This window comes from Buttiauxella massiliensis, assembly GCF_902500225.1.
In the GTDB taxonomy this organism is placed as follows: Bacteria; Pseudomonadota; Gammaproteobacteria; order Enterobacterales; family Enterobacteriaceae; genus Buttiauxella; species Buttiauxella massiliensis.
In genome coordinates, this window is the sequence record NZ_LR722658.1 from 21,579 (window position 1) to 47,640 (window position 26,062).

The 26,062-nt window shown below is 48.6% G+C and carries 20 protein-coding genes and 2 pseudogenes; 9 read left to right on the plus strand and 13 right to left on the minus strand.

Annotated elements, in window-relative coordinates; genetic code table 11:
• Nucleotides 1-12: 12 nt before the first annotated feature.
• From tssC to GC128_RS16085, 3 genes are all read right to left on the minus strand, one after another.
• Nucleotides 13-1,563 (minus strand): type VI secretion system contractile sheath large subunit, encoded by a 1,551-nt coding sequence (gene tssC / locus GC128_RS16070; protein WP_193216272.1) that lies wholly within the window; start codon nt 1,561-1,563, stop codon nt 13-15.
• Nucleotides 1,564-1,598: 35 nt separating this feature from the next.
• On the minus strand, nt 1,599-2,093 hold the full coding sequence (gene tssB, locus GC128_RS16075; RefSeq protein ID WP_151995167.1) for a type VI secretion system contractile sheath small subunit: 495 nt from the start codon (nt 2,091-2,093) through the stop codon (nt 1,599-1,601).
• A gap of 680 nt (nt 2,094-2,773) precedes the next feature.
• A protein-coding gene (locus GC128_RS16085; RefSeq protein WP_151995169.1) for an IS3 family transposase occupies nt 2,774-3,909 on the minus strand; the annotation gives its coding sequence in 2 pieces (ribosomal slippage) (nt 2,774-3,645 and nt 3,645-3,909; 1,137 coding nt in all).
• Nucleotides 3,910-4,034: 125 nt separating this feature from the next.
• Between GC128_RS16085 and GC128_RS16090 the strand changes: the two genes are divergently transcribed.
• Nucleotides 4,035-4,574: a DUF2058 domain-containing protein gene (locus tag GC128_RS16090; protein ID WP_064512831.1), complete on the plus strand. Its 540-nt coding sequence runs from the start codon at nt 4,035-4,037 to the stop codon at nt 4,572-4,574.
• A 75-nt stretch (nt 4,575-4,649) separates the two neighbouring features.
• Here the strand turns inward: GC128_RS16090 and GC128_RS16095 are convergent, their stop codons facing one another.
• From GC128_RS16095 to GC128_RS16110, 4 genes and pseudogenes are all read right to left on the minus strand, one after another.
• Entirely contained in the window at nt 4,650-5,831 is a 1,182-nt protein-coding gene (locus GC128_RS16095; RefSeq protein ID WP_151995170.1) for a MalY/PatB family protein, read from the minus strand.
• Nucleotides 5,828-6,367: pseudogene (locus tag GC128_RS16100) on the minus strand (Na+/H+ antiporter NhaC family protein); the annotation flags it as partial. The pseudogene GC128_RS16100 and the gene GC128_RS16095, both read right to left, overlap by 4 nt.
• A 227-nt stretch (nt 6,368-6,594) precedes the next feature.
• Nucleotides 6,595-7,830 carry an alanine racemase gene (gene alr, locus GC128_RS16105; protein ID WP_151995171.1) on the minus strand — a complete coding sequence of 412 codons (1,236 nt, stop codon included), beginning with the start codon at nt 7,828-7,830 and terminating at the stop codon, nt 6,595-6,597.
• A 182-nt stretch (nt 7,831-8,012) separates the two neighbouring features.
• Nucleotides 8,013-11,507: a retention module-containing protein gene (locus GC128_RS16110; RefSeq protein WP_151995172.1), complete on the minus strand. Its 3,495-nt coding sequence runs from the start codon at nt 11,505-11,507 to the stop codon at nt 8,013-8,015.
• 947 nt (nt 11,508-12,454) lie between these two features.
• Here GC128_RS16110 and GC128_RS16115 point away from each other — a divergent pair.
• Nucleotides 12,455-13,252: a MipA/OmpV family protein gene (locus tag GC128_RS16115; RefSeq protein ID WP_193216273.1), complete on the plus strand. Its 798-nt coding sequence runs from the start codon at nt 12,455-12,457 to the stop codon at nt 13,250-13,252.
• Between the two features lie 178 nt (nt 13,253-13,430).
• Here the strand turns inward: GC128_RS16115 and GC128_RS16120 are convergent, their stop codons facing one another.
• Complete coding sequence (locus GC128_RS16120; RefSeq protein ID WP_151995173.1) at nt 13,431-14,633, minus strand: multidrug effflux MFS transporter; 1,203 nt, start codon at nt 14,631-14,633, stop codon at nt 13,431-13,433.
• A 196-nt stretch (nt 14,634-14,829) separates the two neighbouring features.
• On the opposite strand from GC128_RS16120, the gene GC128_RS16125 reads away from it, so the two are divergent.
• Nucleotides 14,830-15,738, plus strand: a complete 909-nt coding sequence (locus GC128_RS16125; RefSeq protein ID WP_151995174.1) for an SDR family oxidoreductase — start codon at nt 14,830-14,832, stop codon at nt 15,736-15,738.
• Between the two features lie 43 nt (nt 15,739-15,781).
• Here the strand turns inward: GC128_RS16125 and GC128_RS16130 are convergent, their stop codons facing one another.
• The 4 genes from GC128_RS16130 to GC128_RS16145 form a co-directional block, all read right to left on the minus strand.
• Nucleotides 15,782-16,228, minus strand: a complete 447-nt coding sequence (locus GC128_RS16130) for a DUF421 domain-containing protein (RefSeq protein WP_151995175.1) — start codon at nt 16,226-16,228, stop codon at nt 15,782-15,784.
• Between the two features lie 12 nt (nt 16,229-16,240).
• Nucleotides 16,241-16,747, minus strand: coding sequence for a hypothetical protein (locus GC128_RS16135; RefSeq protein ID WP_151995176.1), 507 nt, complete (start codon nt 16,745-16,747; stop codon nt 16,241-16,243).
• Between the two features lie 101 nt (nt 16,748-16,848).
• Entirely contained in the window at nt 16,849-17,616 is a 768-nt protein-coding gene (locus GC128_RS16140) for a LamB/YcsF family protein (protein ID WP_151995177.1), read from the minus strand.
• 47 nt (nt 17,617-17,663) lie between these two features.
• Nucleotides 17,664-19,163 (minus strand): MDR family MFS transporter, encoded by a 1,500-nt coding sequence (locus GC128_RS16145; protein ID WP_151995178.1) that lies wholly within the window; start codon nt 19,161-19,163, stop codon nt 17,664-17,666.
• An 82-nt stretch (nt 19,164-19,245) separates the two neighbouring features.
• Between GC128_RS16145 and GC128_RS16150 the strand changes: the two genes are divergently transcribed.
• The 3 genes and pseudogenes from GC128_RS16150 (at nt 19,246) to ypdK (ending at nt 20,706) form a co-directional block, all read left to right on the plus strand.
• Nucleotides 19,246-19,941, plus strand: coding sequence for a TetR/AcrR family transcriptional regulator (locus GC128_RS16150; RefSeq protein ID WP_151995179.1), 696 nt, complete (start codon nt 19,246-19,248; stop codon nt 19,939-19,941).
• 148 nt (nt 19,942-20,089) lie between these two features.
• Nucleotides 20,090-20,269: pseudogene (locus GC128_RS16155) on the plus strand (hypothetical protein); the annotation flags it as partial.
• A gap of 362 nt (nt 20,270-20,631) precedes the next feature.
• Nucleotides 20,632-20,706, plus strand: a complete 75-nt coding sequence (gene ypdK, locus GC128_RS23305; protein WP_115631778.1) for a membrane protein YpdK — start codon at nt 20,632-20,634, stop codon at nt 20,704-20,706.
• Between the two features lie 60 nt (nt 20,707-20,766).
• Here ypdK and alaC read toward each other — a convergent pair whose 3' ends face one another.
• Complete coding sequence (gene alaC / locus GC128_RS16165) at nt 20,767-22,005, minus strand: alanine transaminase (RefSeq protein ID WP_151995181.1); 1,239 nt, start codon at nt 22,003-22,005, stop codon at nt 20,767-20,769.
• A 242-nt stretch (nt 22,006-22,247) separates the two neighbouring features.
• On the opposite strand from alaC, the gene GC128_RS16170 reads away from it, so the two are divergent.
• The 3 genes from GC128_RS16170 (at nt 22,248) to GC128_RS16180 (ending at nt 26,035) form a co-directional block, all read left to right on the plus strand.
• Nucleotides 22,248-23,489 carry a DUF1479 domain-containing protein gene (locus tag GC128_RS16170; RefSeq protein ID WP_151995182.1) on the plus strand — a complete coding sequence of 414 codons (1,242 nt, stop codon included), beginning with the start codon at nt 22,248-22,250 and terminating at the stop codon, nt 23,487-23,489.
• A gap of 111 nt (nt 23,490-23,600) precedes the next feature.
• Nucleotides 23,601-25,307: a sensor histidine kinase gene (locus tag GC128_RS16175; protein ID WP_151995183.1), complete on the plus strand. Its 1,707-nt coding sequence runs from the start codon at nt 23,601-23,603 to the stop codon at nt 25,305-25,307.
• Entirely contained in the window at nt 25,304-26,035 is a 732-nt protein-coding gene (locus tag GC128_RS16180) for a LytR/AlgR family response regulator transcription factor (RefSeq protein WP_151995184.1), read from the plus strand. Before GC128_RS16175 ends, GC128_RS16180 begins: the two co-directional genes overlap by 4 nt.
• Nucleotides 26,036-26,062 lie beyond the last annotated feature (27 nt).

Below are 26,062 nucleotides of genomic sequence, written 5' to 3' on the forward strand. Positions count from 1 at the left end.
CCTGCGACCACCTTAGGCTTTTGCTTTTGGCATCTGGGAAACCAGCGACAAATTGATGTCCATGCCTTCCACCTGGAAATGCGGCACCGCAAAGAGTTTCACGCGGAAGAAGCCCGGGTTGTCTTCGATATCTTCCACCGTCACTTTCGCGTCACGCAACGGGTGTGATGCCTGAAGGTCATCGCCCGGATCGGTCATTTCAGTCACCAGGCCGCGCACCCAGGTATTGAGCTCCAGCTCCAGCAGGCGACGGTCTTTAGTGGTGCCGATATTTTCACGCTGGATAAGCTTCAGATAGTGGGCGATGCGTGACAGCAGGAAGATGTATGGCAGACGGGCATTGATACGACTGTTGGCCGTCGCGTCAGCTGTATCAAACAACGCCGGTTTCTGCGATGAGTTAGCCGAGAAGAAGCAGGCGTAGTCGCGGTTTTTGTAATAGGACAATGGGATGAAACCCAGATTCGCGAATTCAAATTCACGGGTCTCGGGGATCATCACCTCAGACGGGATTTTCACCTGATTGCCGGTGCCCAGGTCATACAGATGGATAGGCAAATCCTGCACCGCACCACCCGCCTGTGGCCCACGGATCTGGACGCACCAGCCGTTATTGATAAAGCTTTTTACCATGTTGGCAGCAAACGCAAATGACGCGTTGGTCCACAGGTATTTTTCGTGGTCTGGTCCCTTCACTTCCTCAACATAGTTGAAGCTGCGCACCGGCACGGTATCAGGGCCGTACGGCAGACGGCCCAGCACACGCGGCATGGTCAGGCCGATATAGCGGGAGTCTTCTGAATCACGGAAGGATTTCCATTTGATGTATTCAGCACGGTCGAAGTAGTTACCGATGTCTTTAATCGCGGCCACTTCCTCCATCGAATTTTTATGGAAGAACTTAGGCCCGACCGAACCGATAAACGGCATGTGAGCAGCGGCGGAGACTTTCGAGATATTACGCAGCAGCGCAACATCCTGTGAAGACGCGTCGAATTCATACGAAGAAATGATAGCGGCAATCGGCTCGCCGCCAGGCTGATCGTATTCCATCGTATATGTGTGATAGTAAAGACCGCTCTGAATAATTTCCGGGGAGTCTTCAAAATCCTGGCGGAGGTCTTCTTTCGAGACGTCCAAAATTTCCACCTTCACATTCTGGCGGAAATCAGTGCGGTCAACAGTATGCTTAAGCCCCCGCCACAATCCTTCTACGCGCTGAAACTCCGGGTGGTGCATGACTTCATCAAGTTGGCGACTGATCTGACGGTCCAGTTCGGCAATGTGCTGATCCAGTAAATTTTTATCGAGCTTTTCGACTTTCTGGCCTGACTGAGTAATCACCTGCATGAAAACCTGAATCCCAGCAGTCACTCGCTCATCAGCAGACGCTTCAGCCATAATGCTGGTGTCCTGATAATCGGTGATATCACCCAGGTTTTTAACGGGAGTCAGATTGATTTTTTCAAACAGTGAAGCGTAAACGCTATTATGCGGAGTTTTTTCCAGTACAGTAGTTTGCCCTTGTACTGAATGTGTTTCGGTATTTACGGACATCAGCATTCTCTCTGTTAATCCATTAAAAGACTCACCCTGTTTTATTCAGGAGCAAGGGCACTTAATTCGTCGCGTAATTCCTGCGTCAGAGCCGGGTCGATAAGAATTTTCTCTAGCTCTTTTCGGAAAGTAATATTGTCGAGAAGATTAGATTTCAGATCGCGAAGTAAATTACGCATGGCAAGCATGGCGCGGAGCTGCGGTATCTGCCGGGCAACCTGTTCAGGCTCGAAGTCTTTCATTTCCTGGAAACTAAGACTGACGTTTTCTTCCGAACCATCATCAGAAAGTGTATTTGGGACTGAATATTTTAATTCGGGATTTAACTCAGAAAGGACGCTATTAAAGTTGTTTTTATTAACATTGATTTTACTTCGCTCAGAGAGAGGGAGATCTTCTTTACCATTACTAAAATCCCCGACAGCCAGCAGCTTCAGGGGGAGTTCAACTTTCTTCTGAGCAGAGCCTGTATGCAGGTCAAGTCGGATGTTTACACGTGCTTTTGGTATCTCGCTTTGGAAGGTCGACTCAGCCATATCATTCCCTTTGTGCTTGAACTGTAGTGATGAATTCCACGAATTTCTTAACAAAGCGATGATAGAGTAAATGTCTAACTTAGATCAACTTTACAGATAAATGATCTGCCATTAGAAATTTATTAAGAATTTTCCTCTATAGACAAACAAGAAAGAACTCTGCACATGCTGTTAAAGTGGGGTTTGTTGACTGCTTTTAACATACAGGAGAGCGAAATCCACCAAATGTGAATAAAATGGTAGTGCCATGTTATATGGATGATCTTTTGTTGATCTGAATCAATGTTTTTAAGAGAGCAGCTTGAGGTGGGGCTTTGTGATTCTAAGTATGCAAATATATTACAAGAATAGTCTTATATATAGGACGAATGTAAGTTACTTGAATGTTTAAATTTGAATATAAATAAATGTAGGTTTTCGATACAAAACATTTCTATTATTCATTTTGTGAATGCTTTTTCGTATTCAATGGTTGCTCATCGTATCAAAGAGGCTATTTGTGGGTATGAACTTGTCATATTGAGACAAATGTCAAAAAGAATGCAGGAAAGAAGAGGTGAAGCTTTCTTATTTCGTTGTTGTGAGAAGAAAGCAATACTCTTCGGGTCATGTTCTCTGTGTCGGTGACAAAAGTGTAGTGGATCACAAAATCAGGACACCGGAATAACCTGCTTCCACTTTTATTCATGCAGGCAAGGCGATAATCCACCATTGTTCGTATGAGGACGGTAAACGTTGTAATAACCATTTATCCACTGGTTTATATCGCGTACTGCATGACTAAAATCACCATAACCACCTTTCGGTAACCATTCACTTTTAAGGCTGCGAAAGACTCTTTCCATCGGTGAATTATCCAGACAATTCCCTCTGCGACTCATACTTTGCATTACCCCATAGCGCCAGAGTAACTTTCTGTATTTATTGCTTTTATATTGAACCCCTTGATCTGAATGAAACAGAAGACGTTCATTACGCGGTCGTGTTTCCAGGGCATTACGCAACGCCCTGCATACCAAATCAGCATCAGCGGTTAATGAGAGGGCTGAGCCAATAATCCGGCGTGAATATAAATCAACAACAAGCGCGAGATAGCACCACCTGTCCTGCAGGCGAATAAAGCTGATATCACCACACCAGACGCGGTTTGGTGCGGCGGGGTTAAACTGCCGGTTCAATAAGTTTGGCAATGCCGGACTGTTGTCTTCATTTATTCGGTAGCGATGTTTAACAGGCTGGCGACTGGTCAGCCCGCACTCCTGCATCAGTCGTCGCGCCAGCCACCTGCCTGCATCAACGCCACTCTGGCGTAACATCTGGCTGATTGCCCGACTCCCTGCAGCACCACGACTGAGAGCATGCAATGCTCTCACCCGACTTCGTAATGCAATTCTTTGCACATTAACCGGATGCTTCGCCTGCGCGTAATAAACGCTACGGTGAATACCGAATAAATGACAAAGAACCTGCACAGGCCACTTTGCTTTCAGCCGTGTGATTAGCGCGATAACTTTCCAGGGGCTTCGCTCATCAGCACGGCAGCCTGCTTTAGTATTTCTTTTTCCATCTCAAGACGTTTTATCTGCGCTTTAAGCTGCTGAATTTCGCGCTGTTCAGGAGTAATAGCATTGCCGGCGGGCTCAATACCCAGAAGTTCCTGCTTATAAAGCCGTATCCATTTGCGCAAATGGTCAGGGTTGAGTTCGAGCGCCTGAGCAACTTCCCGTGCATCTCGCTGGTATTTAACAACCTGTTCGATAGCTTCGAGTTTGAACTCCGGGGAAAATGTGCGTTTAGTCCGACGAGTTTTGATCATGCATCACCTCATGTTCACTGTTTTAACATTAACAGGATTTCGAGGTGTCCTGAATTACCGATCCACTACACTCGGAAATTCAAGGTATAATCCCTGGTACTATTTGAATCTTTTAGACCACGAACATGACAAAACTCACATTACAAGAGCAGATGCTGAAAGCTGGCTTAGTCAGCAGCAAAAAAATGGCCAAAGTTCAGAGAACGGCCAAAAAATCACGAGTTCAGGCTCGTGAGGCACGCGAGGCTGTAGAAGAGAATAAAAAGGCGCAAATTGAACGTGATAAAGAGCTGGTTGAACAACAAAAGCAAGCTGCTTTATCTAAAGAATATAAAGCTCAAATTAAACAGCTGATTGAAATGAATAGAATTGTTATTTCAAAAGGCGATATTGGCTATAACTTCACAGATAACAATTTAATTAAAAAAATCTATGTGGATAAGGTTACTCAGACTCAATTAACCAATGGCCGTCTCGCTATTGCTCGTTTGATGACAGATAAAAATCCTGAAGGTGAATACGCGATTATCCCAGCAAGTGTTGCCGATAAAATTGCGCAGCGTGATGCGAGCTATATCGTATTAAACAGTACGCTGAGCCAGGAAGCTCAAGACGAAGAAGACCCGTATGCTGACTTTGTCGTGCCTGATGATTTGATGTGGTAGGGAAAGTTTCCAGCGTCCCTTTGAAATACGCCCCTCAGCCAAGGCTGTCTGAGGGGCGTATTATTATGTTTGAAGCTACTGCGCGCCAATACGCAGCAGCCCTTTAATGGCTTGCTCAAGATAACTGCGCGGGCAACCGAGATTCAGACGAATAAAGCCCGAGCCTGATGGGCCAAAACCACTCCCCATAGAAGGAGCAATACCGGCTATCTCAGTCATCACGTTCTTTAACTCATCATCGTTCAAGCCCAATGCGCGGCAATCTATCCATATCAAATAGGTACCTTGTGCCGGAATAACACGTAACCACGGCATATAGTTCTCTACCTGCGACACAAACCAATCACGATTTGCCGCGAGATAACCAAGCAATTCGTCCAGCCAGTGTTCGGCACCATTATATGCCGCAGTAGCCGCTTCCATCGAAAGCGCATTGAATACGTCCAGACCGTGAGCATTTAAACGCTCGATAAATCTCCCCTTTAAATCTGCATCGGGAATAAGGAAGTTAGAGATCCGCAGCGATGAGAGTCCAAAGGTTTTACTTGCTGATGTGGCAGCAATTACCCTTGAATGCCAGCGAGACTCAAGATGCAAAACAGAGGTAAACGTTGAGCCTGGCAGCAGGAGATCAGCCCAGATTTCGTCTGAAAGCACCGTCACATCGTATTTTTCACATAGCGTCAAAAGTTTGGTTAACTCATCTTTGCTCCAGCAACGCCCGGTAGGGTTATGCGGGTTACACAGAATGAACAGTGGCGGGCGGTATTTGCTAAACAATTCCTCTAACTGCTCAAGATCCATCACATATCCCGCATCTGGATCTTCTTGCAGCGGATTCTCAACAAGGTTGCGCTGGTTAAGCTTGATAATTTTGGCAAATGAACCGTAGTAAGGCCCCTGAACCACAACGCTATCACCCACCTGGCTTAGCATTTGTACCAACAGTGAAAGGCCCGGCACTACTCCTTCAATACTGCAAACCCATTCAGGGCGAATCAGGAGCTGATGGCGACGCTCAAACCAGTTGGTCAGCGCCGTGTAGTATTTTTCATCACGCTCGCTGTAACCAAAGACACCATGATCAACACGCCGATGAAGCGCCTCCAACACATTTGATGGGCAGGCAAAATCATAATCCGAAACCCACATTGGGAGTAAATTGTCAGTTTGCATATTCTGATAACGATCGATGAAATCCCATTTCACTGAACCCGTAGCATGGCGATTAATCACCTGGTCAAAATTGTTTTTCATGATGTAGCCTCCTGCTTTGAATTCTCCATTGGTGTAGTGACTTTAATCGGTGCTTTAGCGATTCCAAACCCGGTAAAACCATAAATCAAAGCAAAGAAAATAGCGGAGTAACACTGTACTGCCCAGGGGAAGAAATCCAGAGTACTTACGCCCAGTGTTGTCGCCATATAGACGCCCGCTGCGGTCCATGGAATAAGAGGCTCAATCACAGTTCCCGCATCTTCAATGGTGCGGGAAAGATTTTTAGTATCTAAACCCATGCGGCGATACGCATCCTGATAAAGCTCGGCCGGAACCAGCAGCGCCAGTTTGCCGTTGCTGGTAGCAGCCGTAACCAGAATAGTCGTGCCGATAGTGGCCGCAATCAGTTGACCTACGCTATGAATAACGGTGAGCAAGTGGTTGATAATGATAGTCAGTGCACCTGTCAGTGTCAGTGCACCAGCAAAAGAGAAAGCACAGAACACCAGCAAGATTGTACTCATCATTGAGAACAGGCTACCGCGATTAAGCAGGCGAGGTACATCCGCAATCAACCGTGCCCGCCGAACCCCATGATGTGCCGGTGCAAACTGACATCACACTGGTCAGGAAAAATGCAGCGATACCGTCAAAGCATATGGCATTAGATCCAGCAAAATGCCGAATCAATGATATCTGTTGGTAAAGTCATGCAACGATTTACTACAACGCTCTAAGTTCGCGGCAATAAAAATAAGAGATGCTAATAGAAAAAGCCCAGCTTAGAGCTGGGCTAAGAATATCAATCAACCAGTACGCGCTTGTTCGTAGCACCCCAGAGAATCGACATTTCGGTAAACAATGCACCACTGATATCTTCTACTTCAGTCGCGGTAATCTCTCCATTCCCCTGCTTACCAAACAGAACAACTTCATCCCCAGGCGCAACACCTTTCAAATCGGTCACATCTACTACCACGGTATTCATCGATGTTTTGCCAAGAATGGGTACACGCTGGCCACGAATTAGTACGTGCCCCGCATTGCTGAACACGCGGCGATAGCCATCGGCATAACCCACCGGAATATTGGCCAGCACAGAGTTACGTTTTAGGGTGTAGGTGCGGTCGTAACCCACAGTGTTGCCTTTCGGATAGCGGTTCACCGAGGCGATAGAGGATTTCAACGTCATTACGCGTTTGTAATCATTGCTGGCAATGGTATCGCCGTAAAACACACCGCCAACACGCACCATATCGAGCCAGGATTCAGGTACTGTCAGCGTCGCAAAGCTGTTAGCAACATGCATTGTTACGTCTTCACGTTTCAGGCCTGTGATATCCAGTACCTGCTGCGACTGAACTTTAAAACGTGCGAGGTCTTTGCGCACTGCCGCCGCATCTTCTTCCGGGTAATGCGACATGATGCCGACGATTTTCAAGTGGCTCAGTTCAGAGATAGCTTTCGCATCGTTTAGCCCTTCCTGATTGCTGACTTCCAGCCCGTTACGCGACATGCCACCGGAGTTCAGCGCCAGATGAATACGCAGCGTTTTCCCCTGTTGTTGAGCAATCGCATCGAGACGTTTTGCCATATCCAGGTTGCCGATTAACTCTTCAGTGTCATAGTCCGTTGCCTGACGCATCTCGTCTTCGGTCGCATTTCTCACGCGCAGCAAGCGGCCTTTGAAGCCAAGATCACGAACCGTTTTAAGTTCTTCGTTGCTGGCAACGCCGATGCATTGCACGTTGTTTGCCAGCATAACCGGCGTGACCAGCGACAGATCGTGCCCGTAGGCATCCCCTTTCAAAATGGCGCACATGGTCGATTTATTACCCAGCAGTTTTTGTACTTTTTGTACGTTGTATTCCAGCGCACTGCGCGAGATTTCAAGCGTCGTGTTATCAACAACCAGCTGCTGATGGTGGTATCCGGCGGCAGAAAGCGTGCTGGTTGGGGGAACGGTGGTGTTGTGGCTATTACAGGCAGTAAGAACAAACAGAGGAATTAAAGCTAAACGGCGTAAATGCAGTGGCATGCTGACTCCTTAGCAAGGTTAAAGGGGTTCGTAGCGACCCCAAATTCATAAGAAAAACCAGGTTATCCTGCTGATTTTTATTCTAATTTAATGGCATTTTCTTAAACATGACATAGCGGGCTGCAAAAAAAGAGCCTGCTCACTTTCGCGGTCAGGCTCTTATTCATTACCAGTGTTAACCGTTAATACTGGTGTTCTGGTTTATGTAATAAATGATCAAACGATGAGTGCTGCATACTGTCCATTCCCGCAGACTCAGACACCATTACTGGAGCCGCATGCGCTTTAGGATCGATAATCGTCGGTTCATTACCCGATTGCTCAGTGCCTTTAATCAAGCTGGTAATATCCGAGCCATGCTCAAGTTCATGAGCCAAATCACTCAGGTTTATGCGGTCGTCAACATGTTGACCCTTCTCAGCCACCAGATCGGGACTGCCGGATTGGTGCGAGGCGCTATCCGCTGATGAAGCTGGTGCAGGAAGGAAAAGATCATCACTATTTTCCAGCAAGTTATTAAGCGAATGGGACTGTTCAGTGTGATGTTCAACAACAGCGTGAACAGCGTTTTCTTCGGCCAACGGTGCAGGAGGTGCGGCTGGAAGTAACGAATGCTCAGCTTCAGGTACCGGAGCATCGGAATGAGATATCAATGTACGACCCTCGTTTGGTGTATGGACAGTGCCATCACCGTAGATCACCCCTTCAAGATGGTTCATGCCCTGTAGATGCAGCCCCTGCCCTCCATTGCCCGTCACCGTTACATTATCCAGCGTGTTCACATTGGTCTGCGCATTGTTATTACTGCTGAATGAGAATTCGAAATCGGACTCTTTTCCATCCTGCAAGAAGACGTAGTCTTTGTGCCCACCGTCGACTGACTGTGTCGTGCCGTTGATCCCGTTCAGGCCCTGGTGGTTGCCATCCCGTGTGTAGCCGCTGCCGTCATGCACGACGAATACATCAGCATGGCTACCATCACCATTAACGTTACCGTCTTTGTAATGGTTTATCTGAGTTTTGGGGTCGGCACACTTCGGCTCGGAATCGCCTTCACTCAACCAGACATGCACATTTGAACCAATGCTGACAATTTTCCCATCCTGAACATCGAAGCCATCAGCTGTTTCACTGCCACCATTGATATGGGTAATTTGGCTGTGTGGTTCAGGAGTATGAGTCTCAGGCTCGGCGGCGGCAGGAGCATCACTGGAAGGCGCGCCAGGGAGCTGATCATCACTGACATCATGATCGGCCGTCGCGGTGGTGTAGTGCCCTGTCTCATCTTTAACAGTGATGCTGACGTGAATGGACTCCCCCGTTTTCAGGTCTGCGGGATCGACATCAATATGGTAGCCCTTGTGCCCATCACCCAGGTCAACGACGACGCCTTTATAGTGATGGTCGTTGATGGTCAGCTTAACAATGTCACCCAAATCTACGTCGCCCGTTACTGTGCCGGTGACAATGGAATGCTGCTCAGTTGGTTTCTCTGCTGGTGTATCGGTTTCAACCGATGTACTCCCCACATTTTGCGTATGAACAGTACCATCGCCGAGAATCACCCCTTCGATATGGTTTATCCCATGAAGATCCAGAGTGTGCCCCTGACCATCAGAGCCGGTAATCGAAACACTTTCCTGCGTATTCACATTGGTTTGTGAATTGTTATTGGTACCGTTTTCGACGTGGTAATCAGTATCTTTGCCATCCTGCACGAAGACGTAATCTTTATGCCCGCCCTGCTCAGCCTGCGTATTACCGTTTATGGCGTTCAGTGCGTGGAATGTGCCATCTCCCTGCCTATATTGGCTGCCTGGATGCACGACAAAGATATCGGAATAATGCCCATCTCCGTTCTGGTTACCGTCGTTGTAATGCTGGATCTGGTGTACAGGATCGGCACACTGCGGCTCGACATCCCCCTCGCTCAAATAGATACGCACATTTGAACCAATGCTGACAATTTTCCCGTCCTGAACATCAAAACCATCTGGTGCTCCACTGCCACCATTAATACGGGTGATCGTGTCGTGCGGTTCACCCGTCTGCGGCACAGATTCAGTCTCGACAGAATCGATGGTGATCCTAACTTCACCTTTCTGATTCGGTGGAGTCACATCTACTGGTGGGATCACATCAACCGGTGGAGTCACGTCTACCGGTGGAGTTACGTCAACCGGCGGGGTCACTTCTACCGGTGGAATTACGTCAACCGGCGGGGTCACATCGACCGGTGGGATCACATCGACCGGTGGAGTCACATCGACCGGTGGGATCACATCGACCGGCGGGGTCACATCGACCGGCGGGGTCACATCGACCGACGGAGTCACATCGACCGGCGGGGTCACGTCTACTGGTGGAGTCACATCGACCGGTGGAGTCACATCGACCGGCGGAGTCACATCGACCGGCGGGGTCACGTCTACCGGTGGAGTCACATCGACCGGTGGAGTCACATCGACCGGTGGGATCACGTCTACTGGTGGCGTCACATCGACCGGTGGGATCACATCGACCGGCGGAGTCACATCTACTGGTGGGATCACATCAACCGGTGGAGTCACGTCTACCGGTGGAGTTACGTCAACCGGCGGGGTCACTTCGACCGGCGGAGTCACATCGACCGGCGGGGTCACGTCTACTGGTGGAGTCACATCGACCGGTGGAGTCACATCGACCGGTGGAGTCACATCGACCGGTGGGATCACATCGACCGGTGGGATCACATCGACCGGCGGAGTCACATCGACCGGCGGGATCACGTCTACCGGCGGAGTCACATCGACCGGTGGGATCACATCGACCGGCGGAGTCACATCGACCGGCGGGGTCACATCGACCGGTGGAGTCACATCGACCGGCGGAGTCACGTCTACCGGCGGAGTCACGTCTACCGGCGGAGTCACGTCTACCGGCGGGGTCACGTCTACTGGTGGAGTCACATCGACCGGCGGAGTCACGTCTACCGGCGGAGTCACATCGACCGGCGGAGTCACATCGACCGGTGGGATCACATCGACCGGTGGAGTCACATCGACCGGTGGGGTCACATCTACCGGCGGGGTCACGTCTACCGGTGGAGTTACGTTAACGGGTGGCGCGTCGGTGTGCGGCCTTTCAGGTGTAGTAACTATCGAAACAACAGCTTCAGCTATGATGGGAGCGGTATTTACACCCAGGGAGGAATGAGTTGGCGCAGTGTATGTATCAAATTCGTTGTGAGCCAGTACCGGAGAATCTAATCCGCTGGTTGGAAAACCTGAAGTAGCGTCAACCACTTCGCCAGTCAGCTCCACTCGCTCAATGAAATGCCCGCCGCCGCCAGTACCGGCTTCGATTGGCTCTTCATTACCAGCAGCAGTTGCTTCCAGTGCTTTAGTCGGGTCAACACCCTCTGTAATTGCCTGCTGGAGTGCCACAACATCATCAGTCGCGTGCTCAGTGTTAGCTGCGGCAGTTACGCCGCTTTGATCACTCCAGTGGCTATTACGCCCCATATCCATTGTATGACCATCGGATAAGTTCACCGTTAATGCGCCGTTAGCACCGGTTACGATTTCTTCTCCAGCGAAGATTCGATCCCCTTCATGCAATTCACGCTGCGTTCCATCAACAGCAATAGCAAAAACCTGTCCAATGACTACTTTGACGATACCGAGAATATTGTGCAAACCACTTGCCCCTGAGTATTGATATTACATATACCCGTCATACTTCAAGTTGCATGTGCGTTGGCAATACTCGCTCACCCCAGTCACTTACTTGAGTAAGCTTCCGGGAATTAATGAGAGACTCCTGCCTCTCACTGGAGGCCAGCCTTTGGCTGGTCAAATTCGTTCCCAACGAATTTGTCACTGCGTCGCCGCCTTCCTACAACTCGAACTATTTTGGGTATAGATGCAACAAAATAAGAACTTCGACGTTTCACTTTGTCTAAAAATGAACATCGTTCTATAATTAAAATATTAGTGTTAACTTATTATTTACAATGAGTTCTGTATAAAATACGCGCTACAACCAGCTACATAATAACTTACACTAAAAAATATAGTGAGGAACATCTCAAATAATAAAAAATTCATTTCCCAGAAAGAAATCAGGCTGATTCATATGCAGGTCTATTAAAATAAAAAACAAAACATCCACTTTTGAATAATCATGGCGTTTATTATGCAAAATCGCTCTAACTGCATAAATAACAAACAGTGATATTATATATTTGTATCCGTGATGTTAAGATATTATCACCAAACAAATAATGTCCATTATTCTACATTTCAAATCAAAATCACCCAGACTTATCGTAGGCAATAAATTAAACAGCAGTTATAAAACCTACAAAAATATAACCAATAGGATATTCATACTGTAATTATCTGATTTAAAATTGCTTCGTTCACTGCCAATATTGATGATTATTTCAACACCTACCTCATAACCTTGATTACAGTATAAATAATTTCATTCTCTCTCTTGCCGGTGAACTAAACTTTGCAAGAAGCCCGTACGACAGCAGCCCCATCATTTACATAATGAAATCATCTGCAAAGATTCGAACGGGACAGAAATTTTGGCAAGAATGAGAATACCCACGCGCTCACCACTTTTGGGAAACTCGATGAGACCAGACCGACATTTTGCTGCACTCTGCTCCCTGCTGTTATTAAGTACATACGCGAAAGCCGAAGTTGATCTCGGCTCCTTAGACTTATTCGCCAAGGACAATGTCACCAGCCCCATCCCTAAAGGCCTGGTCCTGGGCGGGGCTGTCATTAGCGGCACGCCACGTTACGAGGCGCAGAAAAATGATACTTATATCATCCCCGGCGCTGTCTATTTTGGCGAACAATTTATGTATCTGGGCGACCGTGCGCGCTACTACTTTCACCTGGACGATAAAGTAGCTGCTTATGCATATGGCAGGTTCCGCTTTGGCAACCTTGACCCCGATGATGAAGATGCATTCGATGGGATGAATAAGCGAAAATCAGAGTTAGAAGCTGGGGTCGGTGGAACTATCATTACCCCTTACGCCCTGCTTAGTGCGCGAATTAGTTCAGATGTAACAGGTCGTAGTAATGGTCAGGAATTATTGCTGTGGGCTGATTTTCCAATCATTAAGGGAAATTTGTTGGTTATGCCCGGCATGGGGATGATGATTCGCAGCGATAAGATGGCGAACTATTACTTCGGCGGTGTCTCGAAAAGCGAAGCAACACCTGAACGCTCGAAATGGGATACCGGTACTACCTTCTCCCCAATGGCTGCAGTAATTACCAGCTATCGCTTCAATTCCAAATGGCTAGGAATGTTTGCTGCCAACTATGAATTTTATGACAAAGATATCGCTGATAGTCCAATCGTTCAGCATAACGGAGAGCTGTATGGGCTCCTTGCCGTCGGCTATATCTGGTAGAGATAAATATGCTGAGTCAGGTTCTAATAAATAAACTGACTCAGCAACACCGTGCAATTTATTATCCCCGGTTGCTGATAATATTTTATAAACCTTAGCCATCTCAAATAAATGGCATTATCCATCGTGTTTGCAGCATGATTTATTCAACGCCGAAGGGAGCACCAGGTATTGATATTTACTGGGTGCTTCTCGTGCTCAATGCCATTACCGCACTGGCCACGGTGAATAAGCCAATAATCCAGGCCATCGTCCACGGCGTTCCATCACTGAGCAGCGCCAGCAGCAAAGAAGAGATAATCCCGCTGCCGTATTGCAGCGAACCCATAAATGCTGAGGCTGAACCGGCAACGTTAGGTACGGAGTCGAGTGCAGCAGCGGTGGATGTCGCCGCAATAATGCCGTTCATTGAAAAGAAGACAAAAACCGCAGCCACAATCAAAATCAACCCACCGATTTCCAGCTTCGCAGCAGCAGCCAGAACCAAAGCGGCAACGGCGGCAGTCACCACTGCGAATTTCAGCAGCACTTCGAGCGAATAGTGTTGCACCAGACGGCGATTTATCACGCTCATGCCCATTAGCCCAACAATGTTCAACGCAAATAGCCAGCCGTAGTGCTGTGGCTCCACGCCAAAGTAAGTGATATAGACAAATGGCGAGCCGGTAATAAACGCATAGGCCGCGACGTAATAGAAGGTCAGGCATAGGGTAAAACGCATGAAAGTAGTGTTCGTTAGTAGCGCGTAGTAGTTACGAAATGCGCTGGGTAACGAGGCTTTTACCCGCTTTTCTTGCGGCAATGTTTCAGGCAACCAGAACAGTGAAACAAACATCAACCCACCAATTACCGCCAACAGCCAAAAAATGGCGTGCCAGGAGGTGATTTTAATCATCTGCCCACCGAGCAATGGCCCGGCAATGGGTGCAATCGCCATAATTATCATTAATGTAGAAAGCATTTGCGCAGCGCGTGTACGGCTGAACAAATCGCGGATCATCGCTCGCGCCAGCATCGGCCCGGTGCAGGCGCCCAGAGCCTGGAACACGCGCCAGAAAACTATTTGCGAAATATCGGTGGAAAGTGCGCAGCCTACGGAGCCAATCATAAACAGCGCCATACCAATAAATAACGGCAGGCGGCGGCCAAAGTGATCGCTTAACGGCCCCCAAATCAACTGGGCGACACAAAAGCCCATTAAGAACCCGGTGATCGTCAGTTCCGCATTACCGTGTAGGTCCAGGGCCATTAACGGCATGGCTGGCAAATAAATATCAGTCGATAAAGAAGTGAACGCCATTAACGCGCTAAGAATAATCACGAAAGAGAGGCCGGCCGTTTTACTGGCTGCGGTCTGCACGCGCGCCTGAGAGTCAATCATAGAATTTGGTACCCGAATAAGAGAGGCGCTTATAGTAGCGACTGCGCACAAAAAGATAATCCTGGATAATCGGATAGCCATTATGAATCGTACTCATGAATACATTTAACGCCAGGGGAAATCCTGGTTGCCCTCCAGCCTGCTGAGTTTGTCCTATGCTTACTGTCTGCGTTTGAAATGCCAACAGGAGAAAAGTATGAGTGATAACAAAAACATACCCGCTACCCGTAACGAGACACACGCCGATAAATTCCCAAAGCCACCCTTTCCCCATCAAAAACAGCCTTTCCCGGGGATTGCCGGGAAAATGACACCGCGCCCCGATCACGGCGAAACCTCCTATAAAGGCAGCGGCCGTCTGGCGGGGAAAAAGGCACTGATAACCGGTGGCGATTCCGGGATTGGCCGTGCGGTGGCCATCGCCTTTGCGCGCGAAGGAGCGGATGTTGCAATCAACTATCTGCCTGAAGAAGAGGAAGATGCCAAAGAGGTTATCGAACTGATTCGCGCAGCCGGGCGTAAAGCGGTTGCCATTCCCGGAGATATTCGTGAAGAGTCGTTTTGCCAGAAGCTGGTGAAACAGGCCGCGCAAGAACTGGAGGGATTGGATCTGCTGGTGAACAATGCGGGTCGTCAACAGTATTGCGAGTCGATTAAAGATCTCACTACAGAAGCCTTTGACGCGACGTTCAAGACCAATGTTTACGCCATGTTCTGGATAACTAAAGCCGCGTTAGATTATCTGCCTCGCGGTGCGTCTATTATTAATACCTCGTCGGTTCAGGCATATCTCCCCAGCGATATTCTGCTCGATTACGCCCAAACCAAAGCCGCCATCGTGGCATTCACTAAGTCGCTGGCAAAACAGCTTGGGCCAGAAGGCATCAGGGTAAATGCAGTCGCGCCCGGCCCTTACTGGACGGTTTTGCAATGTTGCGGTGGACAGCCACAAGAGAAGATTGAAAAGTTTGGTGAGTCCGCGCCGCTTGGCAGACCGGGGCAGCCTGCGGAAATTGCCGGGATGTATGTGACGCTGGCCTCGCCTGAGTCGAGCTTTACGTCAGGCCAGGTGTGGTGTTCAGATGGTGGTACCGGGACGCTGTAAAGTGCGGCCACAGAACGGGGATGCCTTTCTCCGTTCTGGAGTTTTATTTGGATTCTGGGACGATGGAGATATGGCCGTTGGTTTCCAGAATCGCAAACTTAATTTCATCAAGCCGGGTAATGCCGTGATCAACTCGCGCCATTAACAAAATATCGTCGCAGGAAATATCGGCTTTTTTCATTTTGTCCTGAAAAAGGTAGCCATTTTCCACCAGAATAACCGGCGTTCCATCAAGTAGATCATCCGCTCCCGGCAGATATTTTTTAATCAAGCCAAACAGAATATCCACCACAATTAAAGTGACGATCGTAATCATCGCTCCGGTCACTGAAAAATCATTTCCCAGTAGTGCCTGTTGGGTGGCCTCACTAATAATGAGCAGTAATATCAGGTCAAAAGAGGTCATTTGCAGCAAGGCACGCCGGCCCGCAATCTTAAAAACCACCATCAATATCAAGTAAATGGCGAGTGCCCTTAATACCATATCCATTGTCTGGCCACCTCAGGGATAGATAATTTGCCGGAACGTAATATCCGGTCCGCCATCAACCGCTATCGTGCTTTTAATCAGGCCTGCTTTCATCGGTGTAAGACTTAGCCACAGTGTTTGCTGCGCACCTGCTGTAGGTTTGTCATATTCAACGATCATTTCTCCATTGAGGCTGTACATTTTATCCGGCTGCGGTTGCAGAGAATCAACGCGAAAACTCTCCATAAAATCACCGCCAAAAATAATACGATTGTGAGCACCAGGGGATGAGACTGAAACAATTTTCATGTCAGCATCACTCATCAGCCGATTGAATTTTTCATAATGAAGAGAAAGCGTGCCATTGGTATTGGAAAGGTGAGAATCACTCAGATAACCCTTTGAAAATATCCCGCACAAGGCGGCAACAACAATCAGCAACAGCAGGACAAAACCATAGCGCCGCACCTGAAAGTCAAAGTTCAGCCAGAACGGTTTTTCGACAACGGGTGAAGATTTATCGGCGGGTGCGGTTTTCATTATTTTCATCCGGCAGGAAAGGGGCTGCCGCGAGAATAAGCTCACTGCGACTTTTTGAAGTCTAGTCAACGCATTGAAGGTGCGCCACCGTCGCGCTTTGATTAACTGGCAGCGAAAGCTCGAATAGCAATGCCCTTCTCTTCCAGCAGGTTACGAATCTGACGAGCCATTTCGATAGCGCCTGGGCTGTCGCCATGTACACAGATGGAGTCGGCTTTGATTGGGGTAAACTGGCCTTCGATGGATGTCACGCCACCTTCGTTAATCAGTTGCAGCATACGTTGTGCGATGAGCTGCGCATCATGCAGTACGGAGCCAGCCTCACGGCGAGAAACCAGCGTACCATTAGCATGATAGGTGCGGTCGGCAAAGGCTTCAGCAATAGTTCTCAGCCCTTTTTCCTGTGCCAAATCCAGCACACGGGAACCCGCGAGGCCCACCAGCGGTAAACGAGGGTCAATGGCAAGGATAGCGTCGATGACCGCCAAAGCCTGCCGCTCGTCCTGGGCGATAGTGTTATAGAGCGCACCATGTGGTTTTACATAACGCACTTCGGTGCCCGCCGCTTTCGCCAGGCCTTGCAGTGCGCCAATCTGGTAAATCACATCAGCGATTAATTCATCACGGGCAATGTCCATATTACGACGACCAAACCCCACTAAATCGGGATAGGAGACGTGCGCACCAATTGCCACGCCCTGCTGAGCGGCCTCTCGCAGTGTTGATAACAGTGCAACCGGGGAACCAGCATGGAAACCGCAAGCAACGTTGGCACTGCTGACAAGTTTCAGAATTGCGGCGTCATCACCCATCGTCCACGCGCCAAAACTCTCGCCTAAATCACTATTTAAATCTATCGCCTTGACCATCGCTGCCCTCTTCGACCACACACTTATCTATTGATAATTAGCATACATTATTTGCGTAGCGGGACATCTTTCATCAGCAATGAGAGCAAAAATGCGAGCACTACAACACACGCCGAAATCATGTACACCGAGTGCAATGCCGTACCAAATGCCTGCAAATAGTCATTCTGCAGAGCTGCCGGAAGTTCATGTACCGCTTTCGCACCCAGTTGGTGTGGCAGTTGGACATCCGGTGGGATCAGCTCAATAAGTTTGTTTTGCAGCACGTTAGTAAAAATCGCACCGAAAGCCGCGACACCTATCGAACCGCCAATCTGGCGGAACAGCGTAGTACTGGAGGTCGCAACCCCAATCAGCTTCTGCTCAACGCTATTTTGTACCGCCAGTATCAGCACCTGCATAACCATCCCAAGGCCAAATCCCAGCAGTGCGATATAGAGATAAAGAATGTGAATCGACGTATCTATTTTCAGCGTACCGAGCAATGCCATGGCAATGAACGTCACCAAAGTGCCAAGAATGGGGAAGATACGATAACGCCCAATTTTGCTGATGATGCGCCCGCTGATAATCGAAGTCAGCATTAGCCCCCCCATAAGCGGTAGCAACTGAATCCCCGCTTCCGTTGGCGTGGAAGACTTCACCACCTGCAAATAGAGCGGCAGGAAAGTCATCGAACCAAACAGCGACATGCCGATGATAAAACCAATCAGGCAACTTAATAGGAAGGTACGGTCGCGAAACAGGCCGAGCGGAATGATTGGCTCAAAAGCCCGCTGTTCTTCATAGATAAAGCCACCAAGCGTCACCACGAAGAAAGCAAATATGCACCACAATTGGGGATCGGACCATGCCATTACCGTGCCGCCCTGGCTGGTAAACAGAATCAAACAGGTCAGCGACGCCGCAAGATAACCTGCACCGAGGAAGTCAATTTGGTGGCGAATACGTGCAGTTTGCGGCTTCAGCACTGCACCGATAACCAGTAGTGCAAAAATACCCAACGGCAGGTTGATGTAAAAAATCCAGCGCCAGGAAAAATGCTCCACCAGAAACCCACCAATCAACGGGCCAATGACCGTAGCGAGCCCAAACACCCCACCAAATAAGCCCTGATATTTCCCACGCTCAGCCGGAGGGATGACATCACCCACTGCCGCCATTGTCACGACCATCAGGCCACCGCCACCCAGCCCCTGCAACGCACGCATTAGAATCAGCTGCGTCATATTCTGCGCCAGGCCGCACAATGCCGAGCCAAGTAAAAACAACACAATAGCGATTTGCAGAACGATTTTTCGCCCAAGCAAGTCGCCAAATTTACCGTATAGCGGCACCACAATTGTTGAAGAGAGCAAATAAGCCGTCACCACCCAGGAGAGTTTTTCCAGCCCACCTAACTCGCTGACGATCGTCGGCAAGGCGGTAGACACGATGGTCTGGTCGAGTGCCGCAAGCAGCATGACCAGCATCAGCGCGGAAAACAGCAAACGAATCGATGTCGTTTGCTGCTGCGTTTCTGTCTGGGGCGTTTCGGTGACTGTCATTTTATCTACCGGCTTGTAATTAATTAACTGGGTAATTAATATAGATGGATTAGTTTCACACGGTCAATGGAGTGCGCACAAAATGTCACCTGAAAACGGCCATGATAAATCCGAAAATAATATTGATAATGGCCAAAAACGTCGCCGCCCTGGCCGCCCAGCGGGTACCAGTAAGAACACCGATAAGCGTGAGTATTTGATTGATATCGCGCTGAAGCTATTTTCAAATCAGGGGATTGCACAAACTCCACTGAGCGCCATTGCCGCGGCTGCGGGTGTGACACCTGCTATGCTGCATTACTATTTCAAGACCCGCGAACAATTGCTGGATGTATTAATTGATGAACGTTATATGCCAGCGCGGGCATCGATGGGTGGCGCTTTTGAGCTACACCCAAACGACCCGGTGGGTGCGCTGACCGCGTTGACGCAGAAATTCATTGATGTCTCGTTGCTGTACCCGTGGTTTGCGCCGCTTTGGATAAGAGAAGTATTGAGTGAAACCGGGTTACTGAAACAACGAATTGATGCCCGTTTTGGCTCAAAAGAGAAACAGTCAGCGGTGAACTGGATTCACAAATGGCAGGATGAAGGCCGCTTAAACCCCGATCTCGACCCAGAGTTTCTGTTCATTTCTCTGTTCGGTTTAACGCTAATGCCGGTTGCCCGCTTACAACAGGAAATTCGTAAAGGCGATACCAGCCTGAGTGCTGAACGGCTTTCGCGTCATATTGCCGCACTGCTGAAATCTGGAGTGGGTAATCTACCCATTGATTAATAATCAAATACTTTCACCATGAATCATCACTCACATCAATGATTAGGCTTTTTCTTAGTTTACCCATATTAAAAATGATGGATTATGCTCGCGCCAGATTATGGCGTTTCGCTTCGGCGGCTTCTTCTCAATTTTGGGTTAAACAGCAATGAAAAAAGTAATGTTGATGTTGGTTATGGCCGCAGCACTGGCTGGTTGTAGTTCTCCTGCTCAGCGTATGGCAGATTGCCAGGCTCAGGGGATCAGTAAAGATACCTGTTATCTTTCAGAGCAGAACCGACAAAACTCCATTAATAACGCAGCGATGAAACAGGCAATGGAAAATGCCCACGACGCAGTAAAATAAGTCTGATAATCATCGCTAACACAGGCTTGAAAGAGCCTGTTCTTCATCTCATTCCCGCCAGACAGCAACTCGCATAACCAATTGAATTTAGTTGACTTTATAACCACTTATTTATGTGGAATGTAAAGTTTAAAAAATGAATGTCTTAGCCGTTTGTTGACGCTTGTATTTAACCTGATAGGGGGAGTACATTAGCGCCGGCGAATCGATGAATCGCCATCAAAATGCAATATGAAACGGCTATATCGAGTGAAGTAAATCCCAAAACACCCGAACTGCGGTTTCATCTTTCTATACTGAATTTTTAGCAAGATTGCGCGGAAACACGCGCGGAGCAATGTAACGTGAAATATTTCATGATGGGCTTATCGTTCATTTTGTTAGTGTGGGTGGGTACGTTTGTGATGATGGTTGAATAACCTGAATATCAAACTATCAAACAATGAGAGACAGGAGCCATAAGGCTCCTGTTTTCGTTTTTATTCGGCTAAGTCTGAAGAAGATTTCTGCGTGGTTGGTAATAAGCCGTCGGCACGGAACATCGCTTTAATGCCTCGAACTGCCTGGCGAATGCGGTCACGGTTTTCAATGAGAGCAAAACGAACATGCGTGTCGCCGTAATCACCAAAACCAACGCCTGGCGAAACGCACACTTTAGCATCCTGAAGCAGCTTTTTAGCAAACTCCAGTGAACCCATCTGCGTGTACTGCTCAGGGATTTTCGCCCACACATACATTGACGCTTTTGGGCACTCAACCATCCAGCCAGCCTCATGCAAGCCCTTAACTAAGACATCGCGGCGGCGTTTGTACTGCTCGGCGATATCACGTACACATTGCTGGTCACCTTCGAGCGCCGCAATTGCCGCAACCTGTAGCGGGGTAAATGTGCCGTAGTCATGGTAGCTTTTGATCCGGGCAAGCGCGTTGACTAACTCTTTATTGCCCACCATAAAACCAATGCGCCATCCCGCCATATTGTAGCTTTTCGACAGAGTGAAAAATTCAACGGCCACATCCCGTGCACCTGGAACTTCCATTATTGACGGGGCTTTCCAGCCGTCATAGACGATATCGGCGTAGGCCAGGTCATGCACCACTAGCACGTCGTAGCGTTTTGCTAAAGCGACAACCTTTTCGAAAAATTCCAATTCAACACACTGTGCCGTTGGGTTCGACGGGAAGCCGAGGATCATCATTTTCGGTTTTGGATAGCTTTCGCGAATAGCTCGCTCCAGCTCGGCAAAGAAGTCGACGCCTTCCACCAGCGGCACCGAGCGAACTTGCGCACCGGCGATGACCGCACCGTAAATATGAATGGGGTAACTTGGGTTTGGCACCAGCACCATGTCGCCATGATCGAGCGTTGCCAGCATCAAGTGCGCCAGCCCTTCTTTCGAGCCGATAGTGACAATCGCTTCGCTTTCAGGGTCGATTTCGACGTCATAGCGGTCTTTGTACCAGCGCGAAATCGCACGGCGTAAGCGCGGTATGCCTCGGGAAGTCGAGTAACCGTGGGTATCTTCACGCTGTGCGACGGTGCAAAGTTTCTCAACGATGTGCGGCGGCGTTGGGCCATCAGGATTGCCCATGCTGAAATCGATAATATCTTCGCCGCGACGACGCGCCGCCATTTTCAGCTCAGCGGTGATGTTGAATACATACGGAGGGAGACGATCGATACGCGAAAAACGACGTTTTGGACTGGAGTCAGCCATAAATTCCTCTGAATAACGTTAGCGCCCGGACCGTCCGAGCGACGCTGCCACGCGATGTGGCCTGCTTAGAAAATAGCCCGAATAAAAATCATCTGTCGAGAGGGAAAGCGAAATATTTTTACGACGCATAAAAGAGGATGTTTCATTTGAAGCCAATCCCTATTTTATTTGATAATCATCGATTACATTAACCATGTCGCAACATTCATATAACCTATTTCTAATAGACGTGGAGTTTTGCCATGACCCTACAAATTGATGACTTACCGCGTGCAATCCGTGAGATAAAACAAAAGCTTCGCCACGAATTGCCGGACTACAAAGCTGTATTTGAACAACTCGAAGGCGATATGCAGCGCCAGATTGACGCAATCCGTGATGAGATGGCCCGTGGTGAAAACCCAGTGCCGCAAATCAACGCCGACGATATCGTCAACAATCGTGTCAGTGAGCAACAAAAAGCCCTGATTCGCCAGCGCGGTTGCTGCACTGTAAAAGGTGTATTCCCACAATCCCAGGCTCAAGCCTGGAATGAAGAAGTAGGAAATTATCTGGAGCGGAATAACTTTGTCGAAAAACTAAAGAATGCTGCAGAAGATAACTACTTCGGCAATCTTGCCGCCAGTAAGCCGCAAATTTACGGTATTTACTGGTCTAAACCACAAGTCGAAGCTCGCCAGCATGATCGTATGAAAGCAGTACAGGTTTTCCTGAATAATTTATGGGAAACAGAAAGCAATGGTAAGCAACACTTCGATCCGAATCGTGTGGTGAGCTACGCTGACCGTACCCGTCGCCGCCCGCCGCGCTCTAACTCTTTGGGCCTCTCGCCACATGTCGATGGCGGTTCCGTTGAGCGCTGGCTGGATGAGAATTTCCGCCATGTTTACCGCCATGTGTTTGCAGGTGACTGGCAAAATTACAATCCATTTGCTGCGGAAGGCCGAACCGAAGTACGTGAATTTCCATCCCCAGCAGTGTGCTCCATGTTCCGTACTTTCCAGGGTTGGACGGCACTTAGCCCGCAACGCAAACACGGTGGCACGCTGACTTTGCTGCCCGTAGCGAACGCGATGGCCTATATCTTACTGCGCGCTTTGCAAGACGATGTGCCTGAAGAATCTCTGTGCGAAGCGAAGCCGGGACGCGCTCTTTCTATTAACGAGCAGTGGCATCCCCTTTTATTAACAGGGATTTCCTCAATTCCGGATATGGAAGCAGGCGATACCGTGTTCTGGCACTGCGATGTGATCCATGCCGTTGAAAATGAACACCTTGGAGAATTCGACAGTAACGTGATGTATATCGCTGCGGCTCCGTGGTGCGAGAAAAACGCCGCATACCTCGAGCGCCAGTGGTCAGCATTTGTTGAAGGAAAATCACCGCCAGATTTCGCGGCCGATGATTTTGAGATCGATTTTGACGGGCGTGCGACTCCGGCAGATTTGAGTGCGGCTGGACGCGAGCAGTTAGGCGGCAAGTAACCCCTTCACCCTAACCCTCTCCCCTGGGAGAGGGGATTAACCCACGTTTCTGGTAACCACTCAGTAATTTCCTTATTATTGCCGTTCCATTCTTAGTCACGCGAGTTAACCGTGCACGAAACTTTTGACATGCTGATGGCGGTATTTGACCGCGCGGCGCTGATGCTGATTTGCCTGTTCTTTTTAATTCGCATCCGTCTGTTCCGCGAGCTGCTGCATAAAAACGCCCACACGCCCAAAGAGTTACTAGCGGTCACCGCTATTTTCTCAATGTTTGCCTTGTTTAGCACCTGGTCTGGTGTACACGTCGAAGGCTCGCTGGTGAACGTGCGTATTATCGCGGTAATGGCGGGCGGGATTTTATTTGGCCCTTGGGTGGGTATCATTACCGGGATTATCGCCGGGCTACATCGCTATTTGATTGATGTCGATGGGATTACTGCCGTCCCCTGCCTAATTACCAGTATTGTTGCCGGGATTATCTCCGGGTTAATCAACCGCAAAGTCCCGAAAGAGCAGCACTGGCGGGTCGGTATTTTCGGTGCGATGTTATGTGAAACCATGACCATGATTCTGGTGGTGCTGTGGGCGCCGTCGGTGGATTTGGGAATCGATATCGTCTCGAAAATCGGTATTCCTATGATCCTCGGCACCGTTTCAATCGGCCTGATTGTGGTGCTGGTGCAAAGCGTTGAGAGCGAAAAAGAAGCGAGTGCCGCTCGCCAGGCCAAGTTGGCGCTGGACATCGCCAACAAAACGCTACCTTTATTTCGTAACGTCAACAGCGAATCGCTGCGCCAGGTTTGCAATATTATTCGCGACGATATTAATGCCGATGCCGTAGCTATTACCGATGTCGACAAAGTGCTGGCTTACGTCGGCTTTGGCGAAGACAATTATAAGCAAAACGACGACGGTATCAGCCCAAGAACGCAGCTCGCGATTCGAGAAGGGAAAATCATTATTCGTAATGATGATGAGGCTTATCGCACACCGGAAATTCACTCGCTAATAATTATTCCGTTATGGGAAAAAGGTGTCGTCACCGGCACGCTTAAAATCTATTACCGTCATGCGCACCAGATCACTTCCACATTACAAGAAATGGCGGTCGGGCTTTCGCAGATTATCTCCACTCAACTGGAAGTTTCTCGCGCCGAGCAGCTACGTGAAATGGCAAATAAAGCTGAGTTACGCGCTCTGCAAAGCAAAATTAACCCTCATTTTCTGTTCAACGCACTAAATGCGATTTCATCCTCTATTCGTATGAATCCAGATACCGCCCGCCAGCTTATCTATAACCTGTCGCGCTATCTGCGTTACAACATTGAATTAAAAGATGATGAGCAGATCGACATTAAAAAAGAGCTGTATCAAATTAAGGATTACATCGCCATTGAGCAGGCGCGTTTTGGCGATAAGCTAACGGTTATTTATAACATTGATGAAGAGGTTAACTGCCTGATTCCAAGCCTGCTGATTCAGCCACTGGTTGAGAACGCGATAGTTCATGGCGTTCAGCAATGTAAAGGCAAAGGTGTTGTCACCATCAGTGTGGAAGAGAGCGGGAATCGGGTGCGCATTGCGGTACGTGACACCGGGCATGGTATCGATCCGCAAGTTATTGAACGTGTAGAGGCCAACGAGATGCCAGGCAATAAAATTGGTCTGTTAAATGTGCACCATCGCGTAAAATTACTCTATGGCGAGGGGTTGGTTATCCGCCGTCTTGAGCCGGGTACGGAAATCGCGTTTTACATTCCTCACGCCGCTACTGTCGTTCCGCCGTTATTGTCGCAGCAAGGAGGAAACGCATGAAAGTTCTCATCGTAGAAGATGAAGTGCTGGCGCAGCAGGAGCTTAACTGGCTGATAAAAGAACATAGTCAGATGGAAGTGGTTGGTACATTTGACGATGGTATGGATGTACTGAAATACCTGCAACATCATGAAGTTGACGCTATTTTTTTAGATATAAACATCCCTTCTTTAGATGGCGTGTTATTGGCGCAAAACATCAGTAAATTTGCTCACAAGCCATTTATTGTGTTTATCACTGCCTGGAAAGAACATGCGGTAGAAGCGTTTGAACTGGAAGCGTTCGACTACATTCTGAAGCCTTACCAGGAATCGCGCATTATCGGCATGCTGCAAAAACTGGAAGCGGCTTACCAGCAACATAATGCCCCCGCAACATCCGGCACTACTAGCCGTGAAGCGCTGACCATTAACCTGGTTAAAGATGAACGAATTATCGTTACCGATATCAACGATATTTATTACGCCGAAGCGCACGAGAAAATGACGTTTGTTTATACGCGACGTGAAGCCTATGTGATGTCGATGAATATCACCGAGTTTTGCCACAGGTTGCCTGAAAGCCACTTCTTCCGCTGCCACCGTTCATATTGCGTAAACCTGAGTAAAATCCGCGAGATAGAGCCTTGGTTTAACAATACTTATATTTTACGCCTGCGGGATTTGGATTTTCAGGTGCCGGTGAGTCGCAGCAAGGTAAAAGAGTTTCGTGCGTTGATGCGCTTGTAAGACGGGCGCAAGAATTTGCGCCCGAAG

What these genes read in the sequence shown, in the direction of transcription:
- tssB (WP_151995167.1), bottom strand. Translation starts at nt 2,093, where the DNA reads ATGGCTGAGTCGACCTTCCAAAGCGAGATACCAAAAGCACGTGTAAAC.
- GC128_RS16135 (WP_151995176.1), bottom strand. Translation starts at nt 16,747, where the DNA reads ATGAAAACCGCACCCGCCGATAAATCTTCACCCGTTGTCGAAAAACCG.
- GC128_RS16120 (WP_151995173.1), bottom strand. Translation starts at nt 14,633, where the DNA reads ATGATTGACTCTCAGGCGCGCGTGCAGACCGCAGCCAGTAAAACGGCC.
- GC128_RS16150 (WP_151995179.1), top strand. Translation starts at nt 19,246, where the DNA reads ATGTCACCTGAAAACGGCCATGATAAATCCGAAAATAATATTGATAAT.
- tssC (WP_193216272.1), bottom strand. Translation starts at nt 1,563, where the DNA reads ATGCTGATGTCCGTAAATACCGAAACACATTCAGTACAAGGGCAAACT.
- GC128_RS16115 (WP_193216273.1), top strand. Translation starts at nt 12,455, where the DNA reads ATGAGACCAGACCGACATTTTGCTGCACTCTGCTCCCTGCTGTTATTA.
- GC128_RS16125 (WP_151995174.1), top strand. Translation starts at nt 14,830, where the DNA reads ATGAGTGATAACAAAAACATACCCGCTACCCGTAACGAGACACACGCC.
- GC128_RS16095 (WP_151995170.1), bottom strand. Translation starts at nt 5,831, where the DNA reads ATGAAAAACAATTTTGACCAGGTGATTAATCGCCATGCTACGGGTTCA.
- alaC (WP_151995181.1), bottom strand. Translation starts at nt 22,005, where the DNA reads ATGGCTGACTCCAGTCCAAAACGTCGTTTTTCGCGTATCGATCGTCTC.
- GC128_RS16140 (WP_151995177.1), bottom strand. Translation starts at nt 17,616, where the DNA reads ATGGTCAAGGCGATAGATTTAAATAGTGATTTAGGCGAGAGTTTTGGC.
- GC128_RS16145 (WP_151995178.1), bottom strand. Translation starts at nt 19,163, where the DNA reads ATGACAGTCACCGAAACGCCCCAGACAGAAACGCAGCAGCAAACGACA.
- GC128_RS16180 (WP_151995184.1), top strand. Translation starts at nt 25,304, where the DNA reads ATGAAAGTTCTCATCGTAGAAGATGAAGTGCTGGCGCAGCAGGAGCTT.
- GC128_RS16170 (WP_151995182.1), top strand. Translation starts at nt 22,248, where the DNA reads ATGACCCTACAAATTGATGACTTACCGCGTGCAATCCGTGAGATAAAA.
- alr (WP_151995171.1), bottom strand. Translation starts at nt 7,830, where the DNA reads ATGCCACTGCATTTACGCCGTTTAGCTTTAATTCCTCTGTTTGTTCTT.
- GC128_RS16130 (WP_151995175.1), bottom strand. Translation starts at nt 16,228, where the DNA reads ATGGATATGGTATTAAGGGCACTCGCCATTTACTTGATATTGATGGTG.
- GC128_RS16090 (WP_064512831.1), top strand. Translation starts at nt 4,035, where the DNA reads ATGACAAAACTCACATTACAAGAGCAGATGCTGAAAGCTGGCTTAGTC.